Here is a 22,251-nt window from a genome sequence, read left to right as displayed (position 1 = left end):
GTGGTCAGGGGTTGCCGAGTTCCTCGTCGAGGAGCGCGAACAGTTCCTCGTGGGTGGCGGAGTCCAGATCCACCTCGTCGGTGTCGCGCGGTCCGCCGGCGGCCGCCAGCAGTTCGTCGTGCCTCCGCAGCAGGGCACGCAGTCGTTCGGCCACGCGGGCGTCCTCGAGCGCGCCGGGCGGCACCGTCGGCAGGAGGATCTCCAGGCGCTCCAGGTCGGCCAGCACGGGATGCGCACCGCCTTCTCCCGCCGGCAGGAACTCCCGGAGCAGGTGATCGGCGAGCGCGGCCGCCGAGGGGTGGCTGAAGACGAGCGTCGCGGGGAGCCGCAGGCCTGTCGCCGCGGCGAGGCGGTTGCGGAACTCGACAGCGGTGAGCGAGTCGAACCCCAACTCCTTGAAGGCGCGTTCGGCCGGCACCGCCTCGGGCCCGGCGTGACCGAGCGCCGCGGCCGCGTGCGTTCGGACCAGGTCGAGGATGACCCTGCGCCGTTCCGGTTCGGGCAGCCCGGCAAGGCGCGCCGCCAGGTCATCCGCCGGCGCGGCGGTGGGCTCCCCGTCGGCGGAGCGGACGAGCACGCGCGCCTCCACCAGGTCCTGCACGAGCGCCATGGGACGGGTGCCCACCGTTGTGGCCAGGTGTTCCCAGTCCACCTCGCCCACCGCGAGATAGGTCTCGTCGTGGTCGAGCGCCTGCCCCAGGGCGTCGACCGCGAGAGCGGGATCGATCACGGACGCGCCGCGCCTGCGCAGGCGTGCCTCGATCCCGGGTTCCGCGATGCCACCGCCATTCCAGTGCCCCCAGGCGATCGATGTCGCGGTCAGGCCCTGCGCCCGGCGTGCCCGCGCGAGGCCGTCGAGGAACGCGTTGCCCGGGGCGTAGTTGCCCTGACCCGCGATGCCGATGGTGCCCGCGAAGGAGGAGAACAGCACGAACGCCGACAGATCCAGGTCGAGGGTGAGCTCGTGCAGGTGCAGCGCGCCGCCCGCCTTGGTTCGCAGAACCCCGTCCATGCGATCGGGGGTCAGGGAGTCGAGCACCCCGTCGTCGAGCACGGCCGCGGTGTGCACCACGGCCGTGAGCGGCAGGTCGGCGGGCACCGCGGCCAGCAGAGTCGCCACGGCGTCCCGGTCGGTGATGTCGCAGGGCGCGACGGTGACCCGCGGGCCCAGCCCCTCCAACTCGGCCACCAGTTCCTCCGCACCGGGAGCGCCCAGGCCGCGCCGGCTGACCAGCAGCAGGTGCTCGGCCCCCTGTCGGGCGAACCAACGGGCGGTGTGCCCGCCGAGCGAGCCGGTGCCGCCGGTGATCAGCACGGTGCCGGCAGGACTCCACCTGCGGGCCGGCTCACGCCCGCCGGCCGGCGCACGGACGAGCCGCCGGCCGAACAGGCCCTGCGCCCGCACGGCCAGCTCGTCCTCCTCGCCGGGCGCGGTCAGGGCCAGACCGAGCCGCTCGACGATGCCCGCGTCGCAGACCTCGGGTAGGTCGACCAGACCGCCCCAACGCTGCGGCTGCTCCGCCGAGACCACCCGGCCCAGCCCCCACAGCATCGCCTGCGCGGGAGCCGCCACCGGATCGGCGGTGCCGACCGAGACGGCTCCCCGGGTGAGGCACCAGAGTGGGGCCGCGATTCCCACCTGGTCCAGGGCCCCGAGCAGACCCATGGTCCGCGCCAGACCGGAGGGCAGGACGTGGTGGCCCGCACCCGGGGTCTCGGCGAGGGCCAGCAGCGACAGCACGGCCGCGGGTTCTCCGCCGGCCAGCACCGCGGGTTCTCCGCCGGCCAGCACCGCGCGCAGCGGAGCGGCGATCGCCTCCACCGACAGATCACGCGGGTCCAGGCTGACCTGGACGGTCCTGCGGCCGGCACGCTCAAGGGCGCGGACCGACGTCGCGACCGCCTCATCGTCGGCCAACTCACCGGGAACGACGAGCAGCCAGGTGCCCGGTCGCGCGGTTGCCGTCTTCTCCGGCAGCGGGCGCCAGCTCAGCCGGTAGCGCCAGGAGTCCAGGACCGAATGCTTGCGCTGGCCCTCGCGCCAGGACGCCAGGGCGGGTAGCACCGCGTCCAGGGGCTCTTCCAGGCCGGCGCCTTCCAGGTCCAGGGCCGCCACGAGCGAGGTGGCGTCCTGGTCCTCGACCGCGGCCCAGAACCGGGCCTCCCCCGGACCGGCCGCGGTCTTCGTCGGCCGCTCCGGCACGGCGTCGAGCCAGTGGCGCTGGCGTTGGAAGGGGTAGGTGGGCAAATCCACCCGCCCGGCACCCACACCCTCGAAAACCACCCCCCAATCCACCTCAACACCCCGAACATAAACCTCACCCAACGACACCAACAACCGCCGCAAACCCCCATCACCCCTACGCAACGACCCCACCACAACCACCGACTGACCACACTCATCCACCGTCTCCTGCAACGCCGGCACCAACACCGGATGCGGACTAACCTCCACCAACGCCCGATGCCCATCACCCACCAAACCCCGAACCCGATCCTCCAACAACACCGTCTCCCGCAAATTCCGAACCCAATACTCAGCACCCAACTCCGCCGTATCCAACAAACCACCAGTCACCGTCGAATGAAACGGAACCCCACCCGAAACCGGCACCACCGACCCCAACACCTCAAGCAACCGCTCCCGCACCCCATCCACCTGCACCGAATGCGACGCATAATCCACCGGAACCCACCGCACCCGAACCCCACCAGCCTCACACTCAGCCACCAACTCCACCAACGCACCACGCTCACCCGACACCACCGTCGACCGCGGACCATTCACCGCCGCCACCGACACCACACCCCCCCACCCCCCCAACCCACCCCGCAACTCCCCCACCGACAAACCCACCGACACCATCGCACCCAACCCCGCCAACGACTCCCCAATCACCCGACTCCGCAACGCCACCACCCGCGCACCATCCTCCAACGACAAACCACCAGCCACCACCGCCGCCGCAATCTCACCCTGGCTATGCCCCACCACCGCAGCAGGCCGCACACCAAACGAAACCCACACCTCCGCCAACGACACCATCACCGCCCACAACACCGGCTGCACCACATCAACCCGCTCCAACGACGGCGCCCCCTCAACACCACGAAGCACATCAAACAACGACCACCCCGTAAACGGCACAAGCGCCGCCGCACACTCCGCCATCCGCCCCGCAAAAACCCCCGACTCCCCCAACAACTCCACCGCCATACCCACCCACTGCGACCCCTGCCCAGGAAACACAAAAACGGGGCTCAATTCTTCGGGGGCGTGCCCCCGAATGGCTTCGACACCGCCGGACACGACCGATTCCAGCCCGCGGGCGAATTCGTCCCGTCCCTGCGCGACCACGACGGCCCGGTGCGCGAAGGCCGAACGCGTCGTGGCCAGGGACAGGCCGAGGTCGGTGACGGATGTGGTGTCGAGAACGGCGCGCAGGTCCGCGGCCCTGGCTCGCAGGGCGTCCTCGTCCTTGGCCGAGAGCACCATCGGCAGCGCCTGGGGCGGCACGGGGCGCTCGGCCTTGACCGGAGGGAGGTCCGGCGCCTGCTCCAGGATGACGTGGGCATTGGTGCCCGACACCCCGAACGAGGAGACCCCGGCCCTGCGTGGCCGCCGGGTCTCCGGCCAGGGCTGCGCCTCCGCGAGCAGTCGGATCGCCCCGGACGGCCAGTCGATGTGCGGCGACGGCGCGTCGACGTGCAGCGTCTTCGGCAGCACGCCGTGGCGCAGGGCAAGCACCATCTTGATCACCCCGGCGACACCGGCGGCGGCCTGGGTGTGGCCGATGTTCGACTTCAGCGACCCCAGCCACAGCGGACGGTCCGCCGGACGGTCCTGCCCGTACGTCGCCAGCAGGGCGCCCGCCTCGATCGGATCACCGAGGGTGGTGCCCGTTCCGTGTGCCTCGACCGCGTCCACGCCGTCGGGGGTGAGCCCCGCGTTGGCCAGCGCCTGCCGAATCACCCGTTGCTGGGACGGGCCGTTCGGCGCCGTCAGGCCGTTGCTGGCCCCGTCCTGGTTGACGGCACTGCCGCGCACCACCGCGAGGATCTCGCGACCGTTGCGCAGGGCGTCCGACAGACGTTCCACAAGCAGCACCCCGACGCCCTCACCCCAGCCGGTGCCGTCGGCGGCGGCCGCGAACGGCTTGCACCGGCCGTCCGGGGCCAGGCCGCGCTGCCGGCTGAACTCCACGAAGGCGACAGGCGTCGACATCACCGCCGCGCCTCCGACCAGGGCCAGGGAGCATTCGCCCTGACGTAGTGACTGAGCGGCGAGGTGCAACGCGACCAGGGACGACGAGCAGGCCGTGTCGACGGTGATCGCGGGACCCTCGAACCCGAAGGTGTACGAGATTCGACCGGACACCACGCTTGCCGCGTTGCCGGTGGTGAGGTAGCCCTCGCTGAGCTCCGGCGCGTTGGACAGCAGCGTCACGTAGTCCTGGCCGTGGGTGCCCGCGAAGACCCCGGTGCGGCTGCCCCGCAGGCTCGCCGCGTCGATCCCGGCCCGCTCGATCGCCTCCCAGGCCGTCTCCAGCAGCAGCCGCTGCTGCGGGTCCATCGCCAGCGCCTCGCGCGGCGAGATCCCGAAGAAGCCCGCGTCGAACTCCGCGGCGTCGTAGAGGAACGCGCCTTCCTTCACGTAGGTGGTGCCAAGCCGGGTCGGGTCGGCGTCGTAGAGCGCCTCCAGGTCCCAGCCACGGTCGGACGGGAACGCCGAGACGGCGTCCGTGCCGGAGGAGAGCAGCCGCCACATCGCCTCGGGCGATCGCGCGCCGCCCGGGAACCGGCAGGCCATGCCCACGATCGCGATCGGCTCGTCGGCCGGTGCGGCGCTCACGACGGACACCGCGGAACCCCGTACACCGAGGAGTTCCTCGCGCAGGTGCGCGGCGAGTGCCGCGGGACTGGGCCGGTCGAACACGAGCGTCGCGGGCAGCCGGAGCCCGGTCGCGGACCCCAGCCTGTTGCGCAGCTCCAGTGCGGTGAGCGAGTCGAAGCCCAGCTCCTTGAACGCCTGGTCGGCGCGGACCGCGTCGGGCGAGGCGTGGCCGAGCACCGCCGCGGCCTGGGTGCGGACCAGATCGAGCAGGGTCCGTACCTGTTCCGTGGCCGGCATGCGCGCGAGCCGGTCGGCCAGCCCGGCGGAGTCACCGGACCCGGCGTCGGCCTGGCGCCGCGCCGGAGCGCGCAGCAGCCCTCTCAGCAGCGGCGAGACCTCCGCCCCGGTTCGGCTGCGCAACGCGGCCAGATCCAGACGCAGCGGGACCAGCACTGGCTCGGGACGTGACCCCGCCTCGTCCAGCAGAGCGAGGCCTTCCGCCGAGGACAGCGGTGCCACCGCCGAGCGGCTCAACCGGTGGCGGTCGGCCTCCACGAGGTGACTGGTCATCGCCGTCTCCTGCGCCCACAGCCCCCAGGCCAGCGACTGCGCGGGCAGGCCCTGCCGGCGTCGGGCGTACGCCAGCGCGTCGAGGAAGGCGTTCGCCGCCGCGTAGTTGGCCTGCCCGGCGCCGCCGACGGTCCCGGCGGCGGAGGAGAACAGCACGAACGCCGCGAGATCGGCGTCCCGGGTCAGCTCGTGCAGGTGCAGGGCCGCGTCGACCTTGGGACGGAACACGCTGTCGATCCGGTCCGCGGTGAGGGACCCGACGACGCCGTCGTCGAGCACTCCCGCCGCGTGCACGACGGCGGTCAGCGGGTGGCCGGCGGGGACGGCGTCGAGCAGCCGCCGCACGGCCTCGCGGTCGGCCATGTCGCACGCGGTCACCGTCACGTCGGCGCCCAGCTCCCGCAGCTCGACGACCAGCTCTTGCGCCCCCTGCGCCGCCGGGCCGCGGCGGCTGGCGAGCAGCAGTCGCCGCACCCCGTGCTCGGCCACCAGGTGCCGGGCGACAAGCCTCCCGAGGGTGCCGGTGCCGCCGGTGACGAGGACCGTCCCGTTCGGGTCCATGGGTGCGGGCGGGAGGGTCAGGACGATCTTGCCGGTGTGGCGCGCCTGGCTGAGGAACCGGAAGGCGTCTCTGGACGCACGCAGATCCCACGAGGTGATCGGGAGCGGACGCAGCGCGCCGAGTTCGAACAGCTCGAGGATCTCGCCGAGCATGGCCGCGACCCGGCCCGGACCGGCCTCGGCGAGGTCGAAGGCACGATAGGCCACGCCGGGACAAGCGACGGCGACGCGCTCCGGGTCGCGCAGGTCGGTCTTGCCCATCTCCACGAACCGCCCGCCGCGCGGCAGCAGCCGCAACGAGGCGTCGACGAAGTCGCCGGCCAGGCTGTTGAGGACCACGTCCATGCCCGCACCGCCTGTCGCGTCGGCGAAGGCGTCCTCGAAATCGACGGTACGGGACGAGGCGAGATGCCCCTCGTCCAGGCCGAGCCCGGTCAGCGCGTCCCACTTGCCGGGGCTCGCCGTCCCGAACACCTCGGCCTTCCAGTGCCGGGCCAGTTGGACGGCAGCCATGCCCACCCCACCGGCGGCGGCGTGGATGAGCACGCGCTCGCCGGCGCGTAGCCCGGCGAGGTCGTGCAGCGCGTAGTAGGCGGTGAGGAAGGCCGTGGGGACCGAGGCGGCTTCGGCGAAGGTCCATCCGCCGGGCATCCGGGCGACCAGGTCCCGCTCGGTCACCGCCAGCGGCCCGAAGGCGCCGTCGAAGACGCCCATGACGCGGTCACCCGGTGCGAGGTCGGTGACGCCCGGACCGGTCTCGACGACGACTCCGGCGCCCTCACTGCCCAGCGGCCGGAGGTCAGGGACGAGCCCGAGCGCCAGCACGACGTCCCTGAAGTTGAGCCCGGCCGCGCGCAGCGCCACCCGCACCTGCCCGGGACGCAGATCAGCGGTGGCCTCCGGCGCGGGGACCGGCGTGAGGCCGTCCACCGTGCCCCTCGTCGGCACGTCCAGCCGCCAGGGCGAACCGTCCGTGGGGAGTTCGATCGTGCCGGGCGCCGACCGTGCGGCCTGTTCCAGCCGGGGGACGAGAACACCGCCCGAGCGGACCGCCAGCTGCGGTTCGTGCCCGGCCAGGGCCAGGGCCGCCGCCACCGCGGTCCCTTCGGCGGCCGGGTCGAGATCGAGCAGGGTGAACTGGTCCGGGTTCTCGGTCTGCGCGGACCGCACCAGCCCCCAGGCCGCCGCGTTCGCGAGGTCGGGCACGCCTTCGCCCGAACGCGTGGCCACCGCGCCGCGGGTGACCAGGATCAGTCGCGACGCGTCCGGCCGGTCCTCTGCCAACCACCACGTGACCAGCTCCAGCGCGTGGCCGGCGGCCGCGCGCACCGACTCCGGCAACGGGGCCGCCGGCGGGCAGGCGACGAGGACGAGGTCCGCGTCCGGCAGCTCGCCCGGCTTCGGCACGGAGACCACGTCGTGGCCCGCCGCCCGCAGCGCCTCGGCGAGCCCTTCCTCGTCACGCCCCACCAGGGCGCAGCGGATCGGCGCGGTGTCGGTTGGTGCCGGGACCGGCCTCCAGTCCAGCCGGAACAGGGAATTCGGGTGGGTCGCGGCCGACCCGCGCAGCAGCCCCGGATCCACCGGGCGCAGTGCGAGTGACCGGACGGACGCGACGGGCGTGCCGGATCCGTCGGCGAGCTGCACGCTCACCGCCTCCGGCCCCACCGCGGCCAGCCTGACGCGCAGGACTGACGCGCCGGTTGCCCACAGGGACACCCCGCTCCAGGCGAACGGCAGCGCACCTCCCCCTTCGGCACCGGCCAGGCCGGAAGCGCCGATGGCGTGCAGGGCCGCGTCGAGCAGGGCCGGGTGCAGCCCGAAGGGCTGGGTGCCCAGATCCCCACTCTCCGCACGGACTGCCTCGGCGAACACCTCGTCGCCGCGCCGCCAGAGTCCCTTCAGCCCTTGGAAGGCGGGCCCGTACACGAAGCCGGACCGGGCTGCCTGGGGGTAGAAGTCCGAGACGTCCACGGCCACCGCGTCGCTGGGCGGCCAGGCGGAGAAGTCGAAGTCCGCCGGTTCGGCCGCCGGGGCCAGCGCGCCGACGGCGTGCCTGGTCCACAACGCCTCGGCCGGCGCCTCCCAGGGCCGGGAGTGCGCGGTGAACGTTGCCTGGCCGTCGTCTCCTCGACTGACCCTGACCTGGAGCGCGACGGCGCCCTCACCGGGCAGCGCCAGGGGTTCCTCCATCACCAACTCGTCGACCAGGCCGCAGCCGACCTGATCGCCCGCCACCACCGCGAGCTCGACGAAGGCGGTACCGGGTAGCAGGACCGTCCCGTGCACCGCGTGGTCGGCGAGCCACGGTTGGGCCTTCAGTGAGAGCCTGCCGGTCAGGACGAGACCGCCGTCCTCGGCCAGGTCGACAGCGGCTCCGAGCAGTGGGTGCCGCGGCGCGGTCAGTCCCGCGGAGCCGAGGTCGCCGGGGCCTCCGGCGGCTTCCAGCCAGTACCGCGCGCGCTGGAAGGGATAGGTGGGTAGGGCGACCTTCCGGGCCTGGACGCCCTCGAACGCGGGCCGGAAGTCCACGGCCGTGCCCCGCGTGTGGAGCTCGCCGGCCGACAGCAGGAACCGCCGCAGGCCGCCCTCGTTGCGGCGCAGCGTGCCCACGACGGGGATGGACGGGTCCCCGAGACTGTCGGCGACCGCGGAGGTGAGTACCGGATGCGCACTGACCTCGACGAACGCTCCGGTTCCCCGAGCGCCGAGCGCCTTGACGGCCGACTCGAAGTCGACGGGATGCCGCAGGTTGCGGTACCAGTACCCGGCGTCGAGACCGGTCCCGTCGGCCAGTTCGCCGTCGAGGGTGGAGTAGAACGGCACCGAGGCGGCAACCGGCTGCAGGTCGGCCAGCAGGTCGAGCAGCGCCTCCCGGAGCCGTTCCACCTGCGGCGAGTGCGAGGCGTAGTCCACCGGGATCCGGCGGGCCCGCACACCCTCGGACTCCCAGTCGGCGACGAGCTGGTCGAGGTCTTCCGGCGGACCGGAGACCACCACGGACGCGGGCCCGTTCACGGCCGCCACGTCGACCCGGCCACCGTACCCGGCGAGCCGTGCCTGGACCTCCGGGGCGGGCAGCGCCACCGACGCCATGCCCCCGGCACCGGCCAGCACCTGGCCGATGAGCCGACTCCGCAGGGCGACCACGCGCGCGGCGTCCTCCAGGCTCAGCGCCCCGGCCACGCAGGCTGCCGCGATCTCCCCCTGCGAGTGGCCCACCACGGCCGCCGGCTCGACGCCGTAGGAGCGCCACAGCTCCGCGAGCGAGACCATCACCGCGAACGACACCGGCTGCACCACGTCGACCCGGTCGAGCGAGGGCGCGCCCGGGTCGCCGCGGACGACGTCGAGCAACGACCAGTCCGTGTACGGGGCCAGCGCGTCGGCACACTGCCGCAGCCGTTGCGCGAACACCGGCGCCGAGTCCAGGAGTTCCGCCGCCATGCCTGGCCACTGGGCTCCCTGGCCGGGGAACACGTACACCGTCGTGGACCGGTCGGAGGCCAGACCCCGCGCCAGCCCCGCGGCCTCGGCGCCGGAGGCGAGCGCGGCGAGGGCACCGCGTAGTTCGTTCTGGTCGGCGGCCACCACGACCGCCCGGTGTTCCAGCGCGGAGCGCGTCTGAAGCAGGGACAGGCCGATCCCGGCCCGCGCGGGCTCCGCCTCCAGTTGGGCGGCCAACCGCTGCGCCTGGGCGCGCAGGGCGGCGTCGCTCCTGGCGGTGATCACCCACGGGAGTACGGCCGAGGTCTCCGCCTCCGGGACGGGTTCCGCTCCCGGGGGTCCCTGTTCGAGGATCGCGTGCGCGTTGGTGCCCGACACCCCGAACGAGGAGACACCCACGCGGCGCGGGCGCCCGGTCGCCGGCCACGGCCGGGCCTCGGTCAGCAACTCCACCGCACCCGAGGACCAGTCCACGTGCGGGGACGGCTCGTCGACGTGCAGGGTCCTCGGCAGCATCCCGTGCCGCATGGCCAGGACCATCTTGATCACGCCGGCAACGCCTGCGGCTGCCTGGGTGTGGCCGAGGTTCGACTTGATCGAGCCGAGCCACAGCGGCGCGTCCGCCGGACGGTCCTGTCCGTAGGTCGCCAGCAGAGCCTGGGCTTCGATCGGGTCACCGAGGGTCGTGCCCGTGCCATGGGCCTCGACCGCGTCCACCTCGGTCGCGTCCAGTCCCGCCGAGGCGAGCGCCTGGCGGATGACCCGCTGCTGCGAGGGGCCGTTGGGCGCGGTGAGCCCGTTGCTCGCGCCGTCCTGGTTGACGGCGCTGCCCCGCACCACGGCGAGGATCTCGTGGCCGTTGCGGCGGGCGTCCGACAGGCGCTCCAGCAACAGCATGCCCACGCCTTCACCGAAACCGGCGCCGTCGGCCGCCGCCGCGAAGGCCTTGCTCCGGCCGTCCGGGGACAGGCCGCGCTGACGGCTGAACTCGCGGAACAGCGCGGGGGTGGACATCACGCTGACACCGCCGGCGAGGGCCAGCGAGCACTCGCCGCGGCGTAGCGCCTGAGCCGCGAGATGCAGGGCCACCAGGGAGGACGAGCAGGCCGTGTCCACACTGACGGCAGGGCCCTCGAAGCCGAAGGTGTAGGAGATCCGGCCCGAAGCCACGCTGGCGGCGCTGCCATTGCCCAGGTGGCCCTCGAAGCCCTCCATTCCGGACGGCAGTCTGGCGGCGTAGTCGTTGTACATGATCCCGGAGAACACCCCGGTGTCGCTGCCGCGCAGCGTCGCCGGGTCGATGCCGGCCCGCTCCAGGACTTCCCAGGTGGTCTCCAGCAGCAGCCGCTGCTGCGGGTCGATGGCCAGCGCCTCGCGCGGGGAGATCGCGAAGAACGCCGCGTCGAACGCGTCGGCCTCGTAGAGGAAGCCGCCTTCGGTCACGTACGACTTTCCGGGGCGGTCCGGGTCCGGGTCGAACAGATCCTCCGGCCAGCCCCGGCCGGTGGGGAAGGCGCCGATCGCGTCCACGCCGGAGTCCAGCAGCCGCCACAACTCCTCCGGGTTGCTCACCCCGCCGGGGTACCGGCAGGCCATCGCCACGATCGCGACCGGTTCGTCGACGGCGGCCGCGACGCGGGAGGTCGCGCTCACGGGTGTCCCCCCGGCGAGCCGCTGCTGCAGGTGCCGGGCGACGGCGGCCGGGGTGGGGTGGTCGAAGACGAGGGTGGCCGGCAGGACGAGCCCGCTCGCGGAGGCCAGCCGGTTGCGGAGTTCCAGTGCGGTAAGCGAGTCGAAGCCGAGCTCCCGGAAGGCCCGCTCGGCGCCGATGGTGTCCGAAGCCGCATGGCCGAGGACGGCGGCCGCCTCGTTCCTGACGAGGTCCGTCAGCGCGTTGCGCTGTTCGGCCTCGGGCAGGGACACCAGCCGCGCGCTCAGTGCGGAGCCTCCGTCACTACCGGATCGGGCGGTCCGTCGCGTGGTCTGCCGGACGAGCGATCGCAGCACCGCGGGCAGTGCCGCGGGGTCCGGGTGGGCGCGCAGCGCGGCGAGGTTCACCGGGCTGGCCAGGAGCGCGGCCTCGGCCGGGTCGTCGGCCCGGCCGAGGGCGGTGTCGAGCAACGCGAGCCCGGCAGCGGCCGACAGCGGAACCATTCCGGCCCGGGCGTGCCGGGCCAGCCCCTGCTCGTCGAGATCGGCGGTCAGGCTGCTGCGCTGTTCCCAGAAACCCCACGCCAGGGACCGTCCGGGCCGGCCGCGTGCCACCCGGACCTGAGCCAGCGCGTCCAGGAAGGCGTTGGCCGCCGCATAGGCGCCCTGACCGGCGGTGCCCAACGTCCCCGCGGCCGAGGAGAACAGGACGAAGTCGGCGAGATCCAGGTCGGCGGTGAGCTCGTCGAGGTGGCGCGCACCGTCCACCTTCGCGCCCAGCACCTTCCCGATCCCGTCCGGCGTCAGCGACTCGACGACGCCGTCGTCCAGCACGCCGGCGGCGTGCACCACGGCGGTCAGCGGGTGCTCCGCGGGAACCCGCGCCAGCAGCTCCGCGACGGCTTCGCCGTCGGCCACGTCGCAGGGGACGATCGCGACCTCGGCGCCGGACTCCCGCAGCTGCTCGGCGAGGGCGGCAGCACCGTCCGCGTCCGGGCCCCGCCGGCCCGCCAGGAGGAGGTGCCGGACGCCGTGCTCGGCCACGAGATGACGGGCGACAAGCCCTCCGAGGGTGCCGGTGCCGCCGGTGATCAGGACGGTGCCGTCCGGGTCCCACCGGAGGGGACGGGAATCGGTCCTGGCCACCCGGACCAGGCGGGGCACCCGCAGGTGCTCGGCACGCAGGGCGAGCTGAGGCTCCCCCGAGGCCATCGCCCGGGGCAGCAGATCGTGGTCGTCGCCGGTGCGGACGTCCGCGAGGACGAACCTGCCGGGGTGCTCGGCCTGGGCCGACCGCACGAGCCCCCAGACGGCCGCGTGCGCCGGATCCGGGACCTCGCCCGGCTCGGCCGCCACCGCGCCCCGGGTGACCACGACCAGCCTGGACGCCTCGGGCCGCTCCTGCGCGAGCCAGGACCGCATCTCCTCCAGCACCTGGCCGACGCACTCCCCGGCCTGGCCGTCGCGGACGACAATCCGGCTGTCCGCGGTGTCGTCCTGGCTGATCGCGGTGTCGTCCTGGCTGTCCGCGGTGTCGTCCGCTTCGGCGGGAAGGACGGCTGCCACCCAGTCGAGGCGGAAGAGGGAATCGGCGCCGCCGTTGGCATCGCGCACCTGATCGGCGGAGACCGGACGCACCGCGAGGGCCTCCGCCGAGAACACCGGCGCCCCGTCCGCGTCGGCGGCGAGCACCGCGACGGTGCCGGGGCCGGTGACCGACAGCCGGACGCGCAGCGCCGTGGCGCCGACCGAGTGCAGGCGTACCCCGCGCCACGAGAACGGCAGCCCGCTCTGGCCCTCGGGACCCGTGCCGAGCGCGTGCAGGGCCGCGTCGAGCAGTGCGGGGTGCACACCGAACCGGGGGGCGTCGGCGACGGCCGGCTCGGGCAGCGCGGCCTCCGCGAAGATGTCGTCGTCGCGCCGCCAGACCGCCCGCAGCCCCTGGAAGACGGATCCGTAGTCGAAACCGGAGGCCTCGGCGAGCTCGTAGAAGCCCGCGGCGTCGCCGGGCACGGCGTCGGCCGGGGGCCAGGCGGCCAGGTCGGGTACGTCGACAGCGGGACCGTTGCTCAGCGCGCCCTCGGCGTGGAGTGTCCAGCCGTCGTCGTCGGCCGCGTCCTCCCGCTGGGAGTAGACGCCGATGGACCGTCTTCCCGACTCGTCGGCTCCACCCACCAGAACCTGGAGGCGGATCGCCCCGTGCTCCCCGACGGTCAGCGGATGCGACAGGGTCAGCTCGTCGATGCGGTCGCACCCGACGTGGTCGCCCGCCTGGATCGCGAGATCCACGAACGCGGTACCCGGCAACAGGACGAGGCCGTGCACGACGTGGTCGGCGAGCCAGGGCTGGCCGAGTACGGAGATCCGTCCCGTGAGCAGGGCCTGACCGTCGGCCTGGCTGATGACGGCGCCCAGCAGCGGGTGCTCGCTCGTCCGCAACCCGAACGACGTCGGGTCGCCGGACGGGTCCGTCTCCAGCCAGTACCGCTCGCCTTGGAAGGCGTAGGTCGGCAGGTGCTCCGCACCGCCCGGCTCACCCGTGAAGGCCGCGCCCCAGTCGACGTCGACACCCCCGACGTGGGCCTCGGCGAGCGAGGTCAGGAAGCGTGGCCAGCCGCCCTCGTCGCGGCGCAGCGTCCCGAGCACCGCGGCACCGGCCTGCGTGGCGTCGGAGGTCTCCTGGAGCCCCGGCACGAGCACCGGGTGAGGGCTGATCTCGATCAGGGCCCGCGGCCCCTCGGTCAGCAGGCCGCGGACGGTCTCCTCCAGCCGGACGGTCTGGCGCAGGTTCCGCACCCAGTACCCGGCGTCCAGGCCCGCCGTGTCCAGCCGGCCTCCGGTGACTGTCGAGTGGAACGGGACGGTCCCGGTGCGAGGGGTGATCGGCGCGAGCACGTCGAGCAGGCGTTCGCGCAGCCCGTCTACCTGGCCCGAGTGCGAGGCGTAGTCGACCGGCACCCGGCGCGCCCGGATTCCCTCTGCCTCGCAGGCGACGAGGAGTTCCTCGATCGCGGCTGGCTCTCCGGAGACGACGGCCGAGGCGGGGCCGTTCACCGCGGCCACCGACACCCTGCCCGGCCAGCGTGCCGCCAGCGCCTCCGCGTGCTCCTCGCCCAGCGCGACCGACACCATCCCGCCGCGCCCGGCCAGCGACTCGGCGATCACCTGGCTGCGCAACGCGACGACTCGGGCGCCGTCCTCCAGCGACAACCCGCCCGCCACCACGGCCGCGGCGATCTCGCCCTGGCTGTGCCCGATGACGGCGGCCGGCCGCACGCCGAACGAGCGCCACACCTCGACGAGGGAGACCATGACAGCCCAGAGGACGGGCTGGACCACGTCCACCCGGTCCAGCGGCGGCGCTCCTGCGCTGCCGCGCACGACGTCGAGCAGCGACCAGTCGGTGAACGGCGCGAGGGCAGCCGCGCAGGCCGCCATGCGGTCCGCGAACACGGGTGAGTCGTCCAGTAGCTCGACCGCCATCCCCGCCCACTGCGAACCCTGGCCGGGGAACACGAAGACCGCTTCTCCGCCCGCCTCCGCGACACCGCTGACCAGACCGGCGGCGCTGTCACCCGCCGCGAGCGCGTCCAGTGCCCGGGCCAGGGATTCGCGGTCCCCCCCGATGGCGACGGCGCGGTGGTCGAAGGTGGAGCGCAGGGTGGCGAGTGCGTGCCCCACCGGGGCCGGATCGGTCGCGCTGTCGAGGAGCACGCGCAGGCGGGCGGCCTGGTCGCGGAGCCCCGGACCACTCTTCGCCGACAGTGGCCAGGGCGTCGCCGGGAGACGGGTCGCCGAGGGTGGCGCCGCCTCGTCCGCGGCGGGCGCCTCCTCGAGGATGAGGTGGGCGTTGGTGCCGGACACGCCGAACGCCGACACGCCGGCCCGGCGCGGATGCCCCGTCTCCGGCCACGGGCGGCCGTCGGTCAGCAGCCGGACACCTCCGGACGACCAGTCCACATGGGGTGACGGCTCGTCCACGTGCAGGGTCTTCGGCAGCGCCGCGTGCCGCAGCGCCATGACCATCTTGATCACGCCCGCGACCCCCGCGGCGGCCTGCGTGTGACCGATGTTCGACTTCAGCGATCCGAGCCAGAGCGGGCGGTCCTCGGGTCGGCCCCTGCCGTAGACCGCGAGCAGCGCCCCGGCCTCGACCGGATCGCCGAGGCGGGTGCCGGTGCCGTGCGCCTCGACGGCGTCCACCTCGGCGGCGGCCAGGCCCGCGCTCGCCAGCGCCCGCCGGATCACCCGCTGCTGCGACGGGCCGTTCGGGGCGGTCAGGCCGCTGCTCGCGCCGTCCTGGTTGATCGCGCTTCCCCTGATCACCGCGAGTACGGGGTGGCCGTTGCGGCGCGCGTCGGACAGGCGCTCCAGGACGAGCAGACCCACACCCTCGGCCCATCCGGTGCCGTCGGCCGACGCCGAGAAGGCCTTGCACCGCCCGTCCGCGGACAGCGCGCGCTGGCGACTGAACTCGACGAAGGTCAGCGGTGTCGGCATGACCGTCACCCCGCCGGCCAGGGCCAGCGAGCACTCGCCCTGCCGCAGCGACTGCGCCGCCAGGTGCAGCGTCACCAGCGACGACGAGCACGCCGTGTCGACGGTCACCGCGGGCCCTTCGAGGCCGAACGTGTAGGAGATCCGGCCGGAGGCGACGCTGGCGGTGTTGCCGGTCAGGACGTAGCCCGAGACGGCCTCGTTGTCCTGAAGTCGTCCGGAGCCGTAGTCCTCGTAGGTCATGCCCACGAAGACACCCGTCTGGCTGCCCCGGACCGACTCCGGGGCGATGCCCGCCCGTTCGAGGGCCTCCCAGGCGGTCTCCAGGAGGAGCCGCTGCTGCGGGTCCATGGCCAGCGCCTCGCGCGGGGAGATCCCGAAGAACCCCGCGTCGAAGTTCGCGGCGTCGTGGAGGAAACCGCCTTCGACGACGTAGGTCTTGCCGGGGCCGTCCGGGTCGGGGTCGTAGAGGGAGTGCACGTCCCAGCCGCGGTTCGCCGGGAACCGGGAGATCGCGTCGCCGCCCGAGGCCACCAGCCGCCACAGATCCTCGGGCGAGCGGACGCCCCCGGGGAAACGGCAGCCGATGCCGACGACCGCCACCGGCTCGTGTTCCCGCCCCTCAAGCTCGCGGACCCGTTCGTGCGCATCGTCGAGGTCGGCAGTGACCCGCCTCAGGTACTCGAGCAGCCGCTCTTCGTTTCCCATCACTGGTCACCCTTTTTCGTGCCGTACTTCTGGTCGATGTAGTCGAAGAGCTCGTCCTGGGATGCCGAGTGCACGGCCGAAGCCGGCCCGTCGTCACCGGGTGGTGGGACGTCGAGGGCGGTCAGCAGGCCGCGCAACCTGACGGCCAGTGCCTGGCGTGTCTCCCCGTCCGCGGCGTCGACGGCGTTCTCCAGCAGCGCGAAGCCGGCCATGAGGTCGTCCGCTGCGGAGGCTGCCTCGTCGAGCACCACCTCCACGAGATGCCGGGACAGGGCCGCGACGGTGGGATGGTCGAACACCAGGGTCGCCGGCAGCTCGTGACCGGTGACCGCGCTCATCCGGGTCCGCAGCTCGACGGCGGTGACCGAGTCCATGCCGAGTTCGAGGAATCCGCGTTCGGTCTGCAGGGTTCGCGGAGTCGCGTGCCCCAGGACCGACGCCGCGTGTTTGCGGACGAGGTCCACCATGTGGGCCTCGCGTTCCGCTTGTGGCAGCGCAAGCAGCCGCTGTCGCAGGGTGAGGGTGTCGGCGCCCCGCACCGGGTCCCCCTGGGTCAGCACTTCCACTGCTGCCTGCCCCAGCTGCGCCGGTGGTGTTCCCGGCTTCGGGACGTCGAGCCAGTAGCGGTGGTGCTCGAAGGCGTAGGTCGGAAGGGCGACCCGCAGCGCGCCGGTGCCCTCGAACGCGCGGACCCACTCGACGTCCCAACCCCGGACGTGCAGCGCGGCAAGCGCCGTCAGAACGGTGTCGGCCTCGGCGCGGCCGGGCCGCAGCAGGGGTACGGACAGCGTCTCCCGAACTCCACCGATACCGTCCCGGGCCATCGCGGTGAGGACGCCGTCCGGGCCGAGCTCGACGTACGCGGTGACGCCTTCGGCATCGAGCACCCGGACACCGTCATGGAACCGCACGGCCTGCCGCACATGGCGTACCCAGTACTCCGGCGAGCAGAGCTGGTCGCCCGGGGCTGGCGCACCTGTCACGTTCGACACGACCGGAATGCGCGGAGGGTGGAAGTCCAGGCCCTCCAGCACGGTCCGGAACGCGTCGAGCATGCCCTCCATGAGGTGGGAGTGGAAGGCGTGGCTCACCTGTAGCCGCTTGGTCTTGCGGCCCGTCTCGAGCCAGTGCCGCGCCGTGGCCGACACCGCGTCCTCGTCGCCGGACAGGACGACCGAGGACGGGCCGTTGACCGCGGCGATGGCGAGCCGATCGGAGGTGAAGGGCAGGACCTCCTCCTCCGAAGCCTGGATCGCGACCATCGCTCCGCCGCCGGGCAGGGCCTCCATCAGAGCGCCGCGGGCCGCCACGAGGGCGCAGGCGTCGGGCAGGGACAGGACACCCGCGACATGCGCGGCGGCGACCTCCCCGATCGAGTGCCCCAGCAGGAGGTCCGGGCGCACCCCGTAGTGCTCGAGCAGGCGGAACAGCGCCACCTCGACCGCGAACAGGCCTGCCTGGGCGTGCACCGTGCGGTCCAGGAGTGCCTGGTCGTCGCCGAACACGACGTCCTTCACCGGGCGGTCGAGACGACGCTCCAGCTCGGCGCACACGGCGTCGAAGGCGGCGGCGAACACCGGGGAGGCGTCGTACAGCTCACGACCCATGCCGGCCCGTTGGGCGCCCTGGCCGGTGAACAGGAAAGCCAACCGGCCGCCCGGCTGCACCACACCCTGGACCAACGCCAGGTCCACGTCTCCGTCGGCCAGGGCGCGCAGGGCGTTCTCGCCGCCCCGCTCGTCGTTGACCAGGACCACCGCGCGGTGTTCGAACGCCGACCGGGTGGTCGCCAGGGAGAGGCCGATGTCGGCGACGCCGAACTCGGGGTGCGCCGCCGTGTGGCCGCGCAGACGCTCGGCCTGCAGGCGGAGCGCCTGGGTGCTGCGGGCCGAGATCGTCCAGGGCAGCACGGACGGCACCCGCGATGGCGCCCGCGCCGTTAGCGGCTCGGGAACAGCGGGTGCCTGCTCCAGGATGATGTGGGAGTTGGTGCCGCTGACGGCGAAGGACGACACCCCGACGCGGCGCGGGCGCCCGGTCTCCGGCCACGGGCGTGCCTCGGTCAGCAGCTCCACCGCACCCGACGACCAGTCCACGTGCGGCGACGGCTCGTCCACGTGCAGCGTCTTCGGCAACACCCCGTGCCGCATCGCCATGATCATCTTGATCATCCCGGCCGCACCCGCCGCGGTCTGGGTGTGGCCGATGTTCGACTTGACCGAGCCGAGCCACAGCGGACGGCCGTCGTGGCGCTCCTGCCCGTAGGTCGCCAGCAGGGCGCCCGCCTCGATCGGGTCGCCCAGCCGGGTCCCCGTCCCGTGCGCCTCCACCGCGTCCACCTCGGCGGGCGTCAGGCCCGCGGACGCCAACGCCTGCCGGATCACCTGCTGTTGGGCGGGGCCGTTCGGCGCGGTCAGGCCATTGCTCGCGCCGTCCTGGTTGACCGCCGAACCGCGGACCACGGCCAGGATCTCGTGACCGTGGCGACGCGCGTCCGACAACCGCTCCAGGAGCAGCATTCCCACACCCTCGGCCGGGCCGAAACCGTTGGCCGAGGCCGAGAACGGCTTGCACCTGCCATCCGGTGCCATGCCCCGCTGCCGGGTGAACTCCACGAACGCCACCGGCGTGGACATCACGGTCACCGCGCCCGCCAGCGCCATGGTGCACTCCCCCTGCCGCAGCGACTGGGCGGCGAGGTGCACCGCCACGACCGCGGACGAGCACGCGGTGTCGATGGTGAGCGCGGGACCCTCCAGGCCGAGGGCGTACGCCACCCTGCCGGAGATGATGCTGCCCGCGTTCCCGTTGCTGAGATAACCCTCGATCTCCCTGGGGACCTCGGGCAGTCGCGACGCGTAGTCGTGGTACATCACCCCGGTGAAGACACCGACCCGGTCGCCGCGCAGCGACAGCGGATCGAGGCCCGCCCGTTCGACCGCCTCCCAGGAGGTCTCGAGCAGCAACCGCTGCTGCGGGTCCATGGCCAGCGCCTCACGGGGGCTGATGTTGAAGAATCCCGGATCGAAGTCCGCGGCCGCGCGCAGGAAACCACCCTCCCTGGCATAGCTCTTGCCGTAGGCGTCGGGATCCGGGTCGTAGAGCCCCTCCACGTCCCAGCCACGGTCGTCGGGGAAGTCGGAGATGGCGTCGCCACCCTCGGCCAGCAAATCCCACAGCTCTTCCGGCGAATCGATGCCGCCGGGGAAGCGGCAACTCATGCCGACGATCACGATGGGGTCGTCCGTTACCGGGCGGACGACGGCGGAGCTCCCGCTCGCGGCCGACGGGGCCTCCGCGCCCAGCAGCAGCTCCCGCAGGTGCCGGGCCAGCACGGTCGGGCGCGGGTGATCGAAGGCGAGGGTCGCGGGCAGGTTCAGCCCGGTCGCGGCGCTGAGCCGGTTGCGCAACTCCATCGAGGTGAGCGAGTCGAACCCGAGATCCTTGAAGGCCCGGTTCGGGTCGGTCGCCTCGTCCGGGGAATGGCCGAGCACCTGGGCGATGGAGGAGGAGACCAGGTCGAGCAGCAGACGCTCCTGCTCGACCGCGCTCCGGACGGACAGCTGCTGCCGCAGGGCGGAGTCGACGCCCGTGGTGGCGTTCCCCCCGGTGGCCCGCCGCCGGGCTGGCGTCCGCACCAGGCCGCTCAGCACCGCGGGGAGCAATCCGGTGCGGGCACGGGCGCGCAGGACCTCGAAGTCGAGAGCGGCGGGGGCCAGGAAGTGCCCCTGGGCGCCGAGGCAGCTGTCGAACAACGCCAGGCCGGTGCGGGCGTCGAGCGGCACCAGGCCCGACCCGGTGATGCGGCGAACATCGCGTCCGTCCAGCCGGTCGGCCATGCCCGCGGACCACAGCCCCCAGGCAAGCGACAGGCCCGGCCGGCCAGCAGCCCGACGCTGCGCGGCCAGCGCGTCCAGGAAGGTGTTGGCCGCCGCGTAGTTGGCCTGGCCCGGGCTGCCGATGGTGCCCGCCATCGAGGAGAACAGCACGAACATCGAGAGCTCGGCGTCGCGAGTCAGCTCGTGCAGCAGGAGTGCGGTGTCGGCCTTGGGCCGCAGCACCTTGTCGATCCGCTGCGGCGTCAGCGAGTCCAGGACGCCGTCGTCGAGCACTCCCGCCGCGTGGACGACCCCGACCAGGGGGTGTTCGGCGGGCACGGCGGCCAGGGTCCGTTCGAGTGCGGAACGGTCCGTGGCGTCGCACGCCGCGATCGTCAGGGCGGCACCGGCCTCGGTGAGGTCGGAGGCGAGCTGGGCCGCGCCCTCGGCGTTGCCGCCGGACCGGCTGACGAGCAGGAGGTGCTTGACCCCGTGCTCCGCGACGAGGTGCCGGGCGACCAGCCCGCCGAGCGACCCGGTTCCCCCGGTGATCAGCACGGTCCCCTCGGTGTTCAGCGGATGGGGTGGCACCTCCTCTCCGCCCGTGGGAGTCCCTTCCAGACGAGGCGCGTACAGGCTGCCGGCACGGATCGCCAGCTGCGGTTCCTCGACGGCGAGCGCCCCGGCGGGCAGACCGGCCGGCGCATCGTCCGGGTCGATGTCGAGCAGGCCGAACCGGCCGGGCTGCTCGGCCAGGGCGGCACGGACCAGTCCCCAGACCGGGGCGTTCACCAGGTCCGGGACGCGGTCCCCGGGCCGGGCGGCCACGGCTCCGCGGGTCAGGAAGACCAGGCGGCGGCCGTCGAACCGCTGGTCCGCGAGCCACCGCTGGATCAGGTCGAGCGCCCGGTGCGCGGCCGCGTGGTGGTCGCCACCGGAGCCCGGTGGCACCAGCAGGACGTCGAAGGCCTCGGTCGCCTCCGCCGCGGAGGCCAGGTCGACGTGGACCTCGCCGGCGGGGACGAAGCCCAGGTCGCCGGTGAGGGCCGCCCACCGCACCGGGTCGGGCGTCTCCCGAACCGGTTTCCACTCCAGTCGGTAGAGGGCCCCGGGACCGCCCGTCTGGGCCCCGAGGTTCCGCGGCGCCTCCCGGAACACCAGCGATTCGATCGACGCGACCGGGCGGCCCGCGTCGTCCGCGACGGTCACCGCCACGGTGTCCGCGTCCTTGCGGACCAGGCTCACCCTCAGCTCGGAGGCGCCGGTCGCGTGCAGGGAGACACCTCGCCAGACGAACGGAATGAGCGCCTGGCCCTGGTCGGCGCCGAGCGCGACGGTCTGCAGGGCGGCGTCCAGGAGCGCCGGATGAAGGCCGTAACGGGGGGCCTCCTCGCGTTGCTCCTCGGCCAGGGCGACGTCGGCGAAGATCTCCTCGCCGCGCCGCCAGGCCGCCCGGATGCCCTGGAAGGCGGGCCCGTAGCCGAATCCGGCGGCGGCGAAGTCCGCGTAGAGCTGCCCGGTGTCCAGGGGGACCGACCCCTCGGGCGGCCACGCGGACGCCTCGGTCGGGGCGCTCTGGACGTCGGGGACGAGCACCGCCGTCGCGTGCCTGGTCCACCCGGCGGACTCGGCGGCCCGGTCGGGGCGGGAGTGGACGGTCAGCGAGCGCCGGCCCGCCTCGTCGGCGGCGGAGACCGCCAGTTGGAGCGACACCGCCGCGTCCTCGTCGAGGACCAGGGGTGTTTCGAGGCTGAGTTCCTCGAGCCGTCCGCAGCCCACCTGGTCGCCCGCGTGGACGGCGAGTTCGACGAACGCCGCGCCGGGGAGGATGACGTTGTCCTTGACGCTGTGGTCGGCGAGCCAGGGGTGGGTGCGCAGGGACAGCTTGCCGGTCAGCACCAGCCCGTCGGACTCAGCGAGCCCCACCGCCGCACCGAGCAACGGATGGTCCGCCGAACGCAGCCCCATCGCGGCGACATCACCCACATCCGGCCCCGACTCCAACCAGAAACGACTGCGTTGGAACGGATACGTCGGCAAATCAACAACCCGACCACCAGCAACAGCGAAAAACGCCTCCCAATCAACCGCCACACCCCGCACCGCCAACCCCGCCACCGCCGCCGACAACGCCCCCACCTCACCACGACCCGCCCGCAAAAACGG

General features: G+C 73.5%; 2 protein-coding genes. Both read right to left on the bottom strand.

Going from position 1 to position 22,251, the window contains the following annotated elements; genetic code table 11:
* Positions 1-4: 4 nt before the first annotated feature.
* On the bottom strand, positions 5-16,267 hold the full coding sequence (locus AB0B14_RS34520) for a type I polyketide synthase (protein ID WP_357526264.1): 16,263 nt from the start codon (positions 16,265-16,267) through the stop codon (positions 5-7).
* Positions 16,267-22,125, bottom strand: coding sequence for an SDR family NAD(P)-dependent oxidoreductase (locus AB0B14_RS34515; protein ID WP_357526262.1), 5,859 nt, complete (start codon positions 22,123-22,125; stop codon positions 16,267-16,269). The genes AB0B14_RS34520 and AB0B14_RS34515 overlap by 1 nt, the downstream gene beginning before the upstream one ends.
* Positions 22,126-22,251 lie beyond the last annotated feature (126 nt).

Origin of the sequence: Micromonospora sp. NPDC049171 (assembly GCF_040648275.1) — a bacterium.
Taxonomy (GTDB): Bacteria; Actinomycetota; Actinomycetes; order Mycobacteriales; family Micromonosporaceae; genus Micromonospora.
The sequence above is the reverse complement of the archived record's forward strand: the minus strand, read 5'-3'. Positions and strand labels throughout refer to the sequence as shown.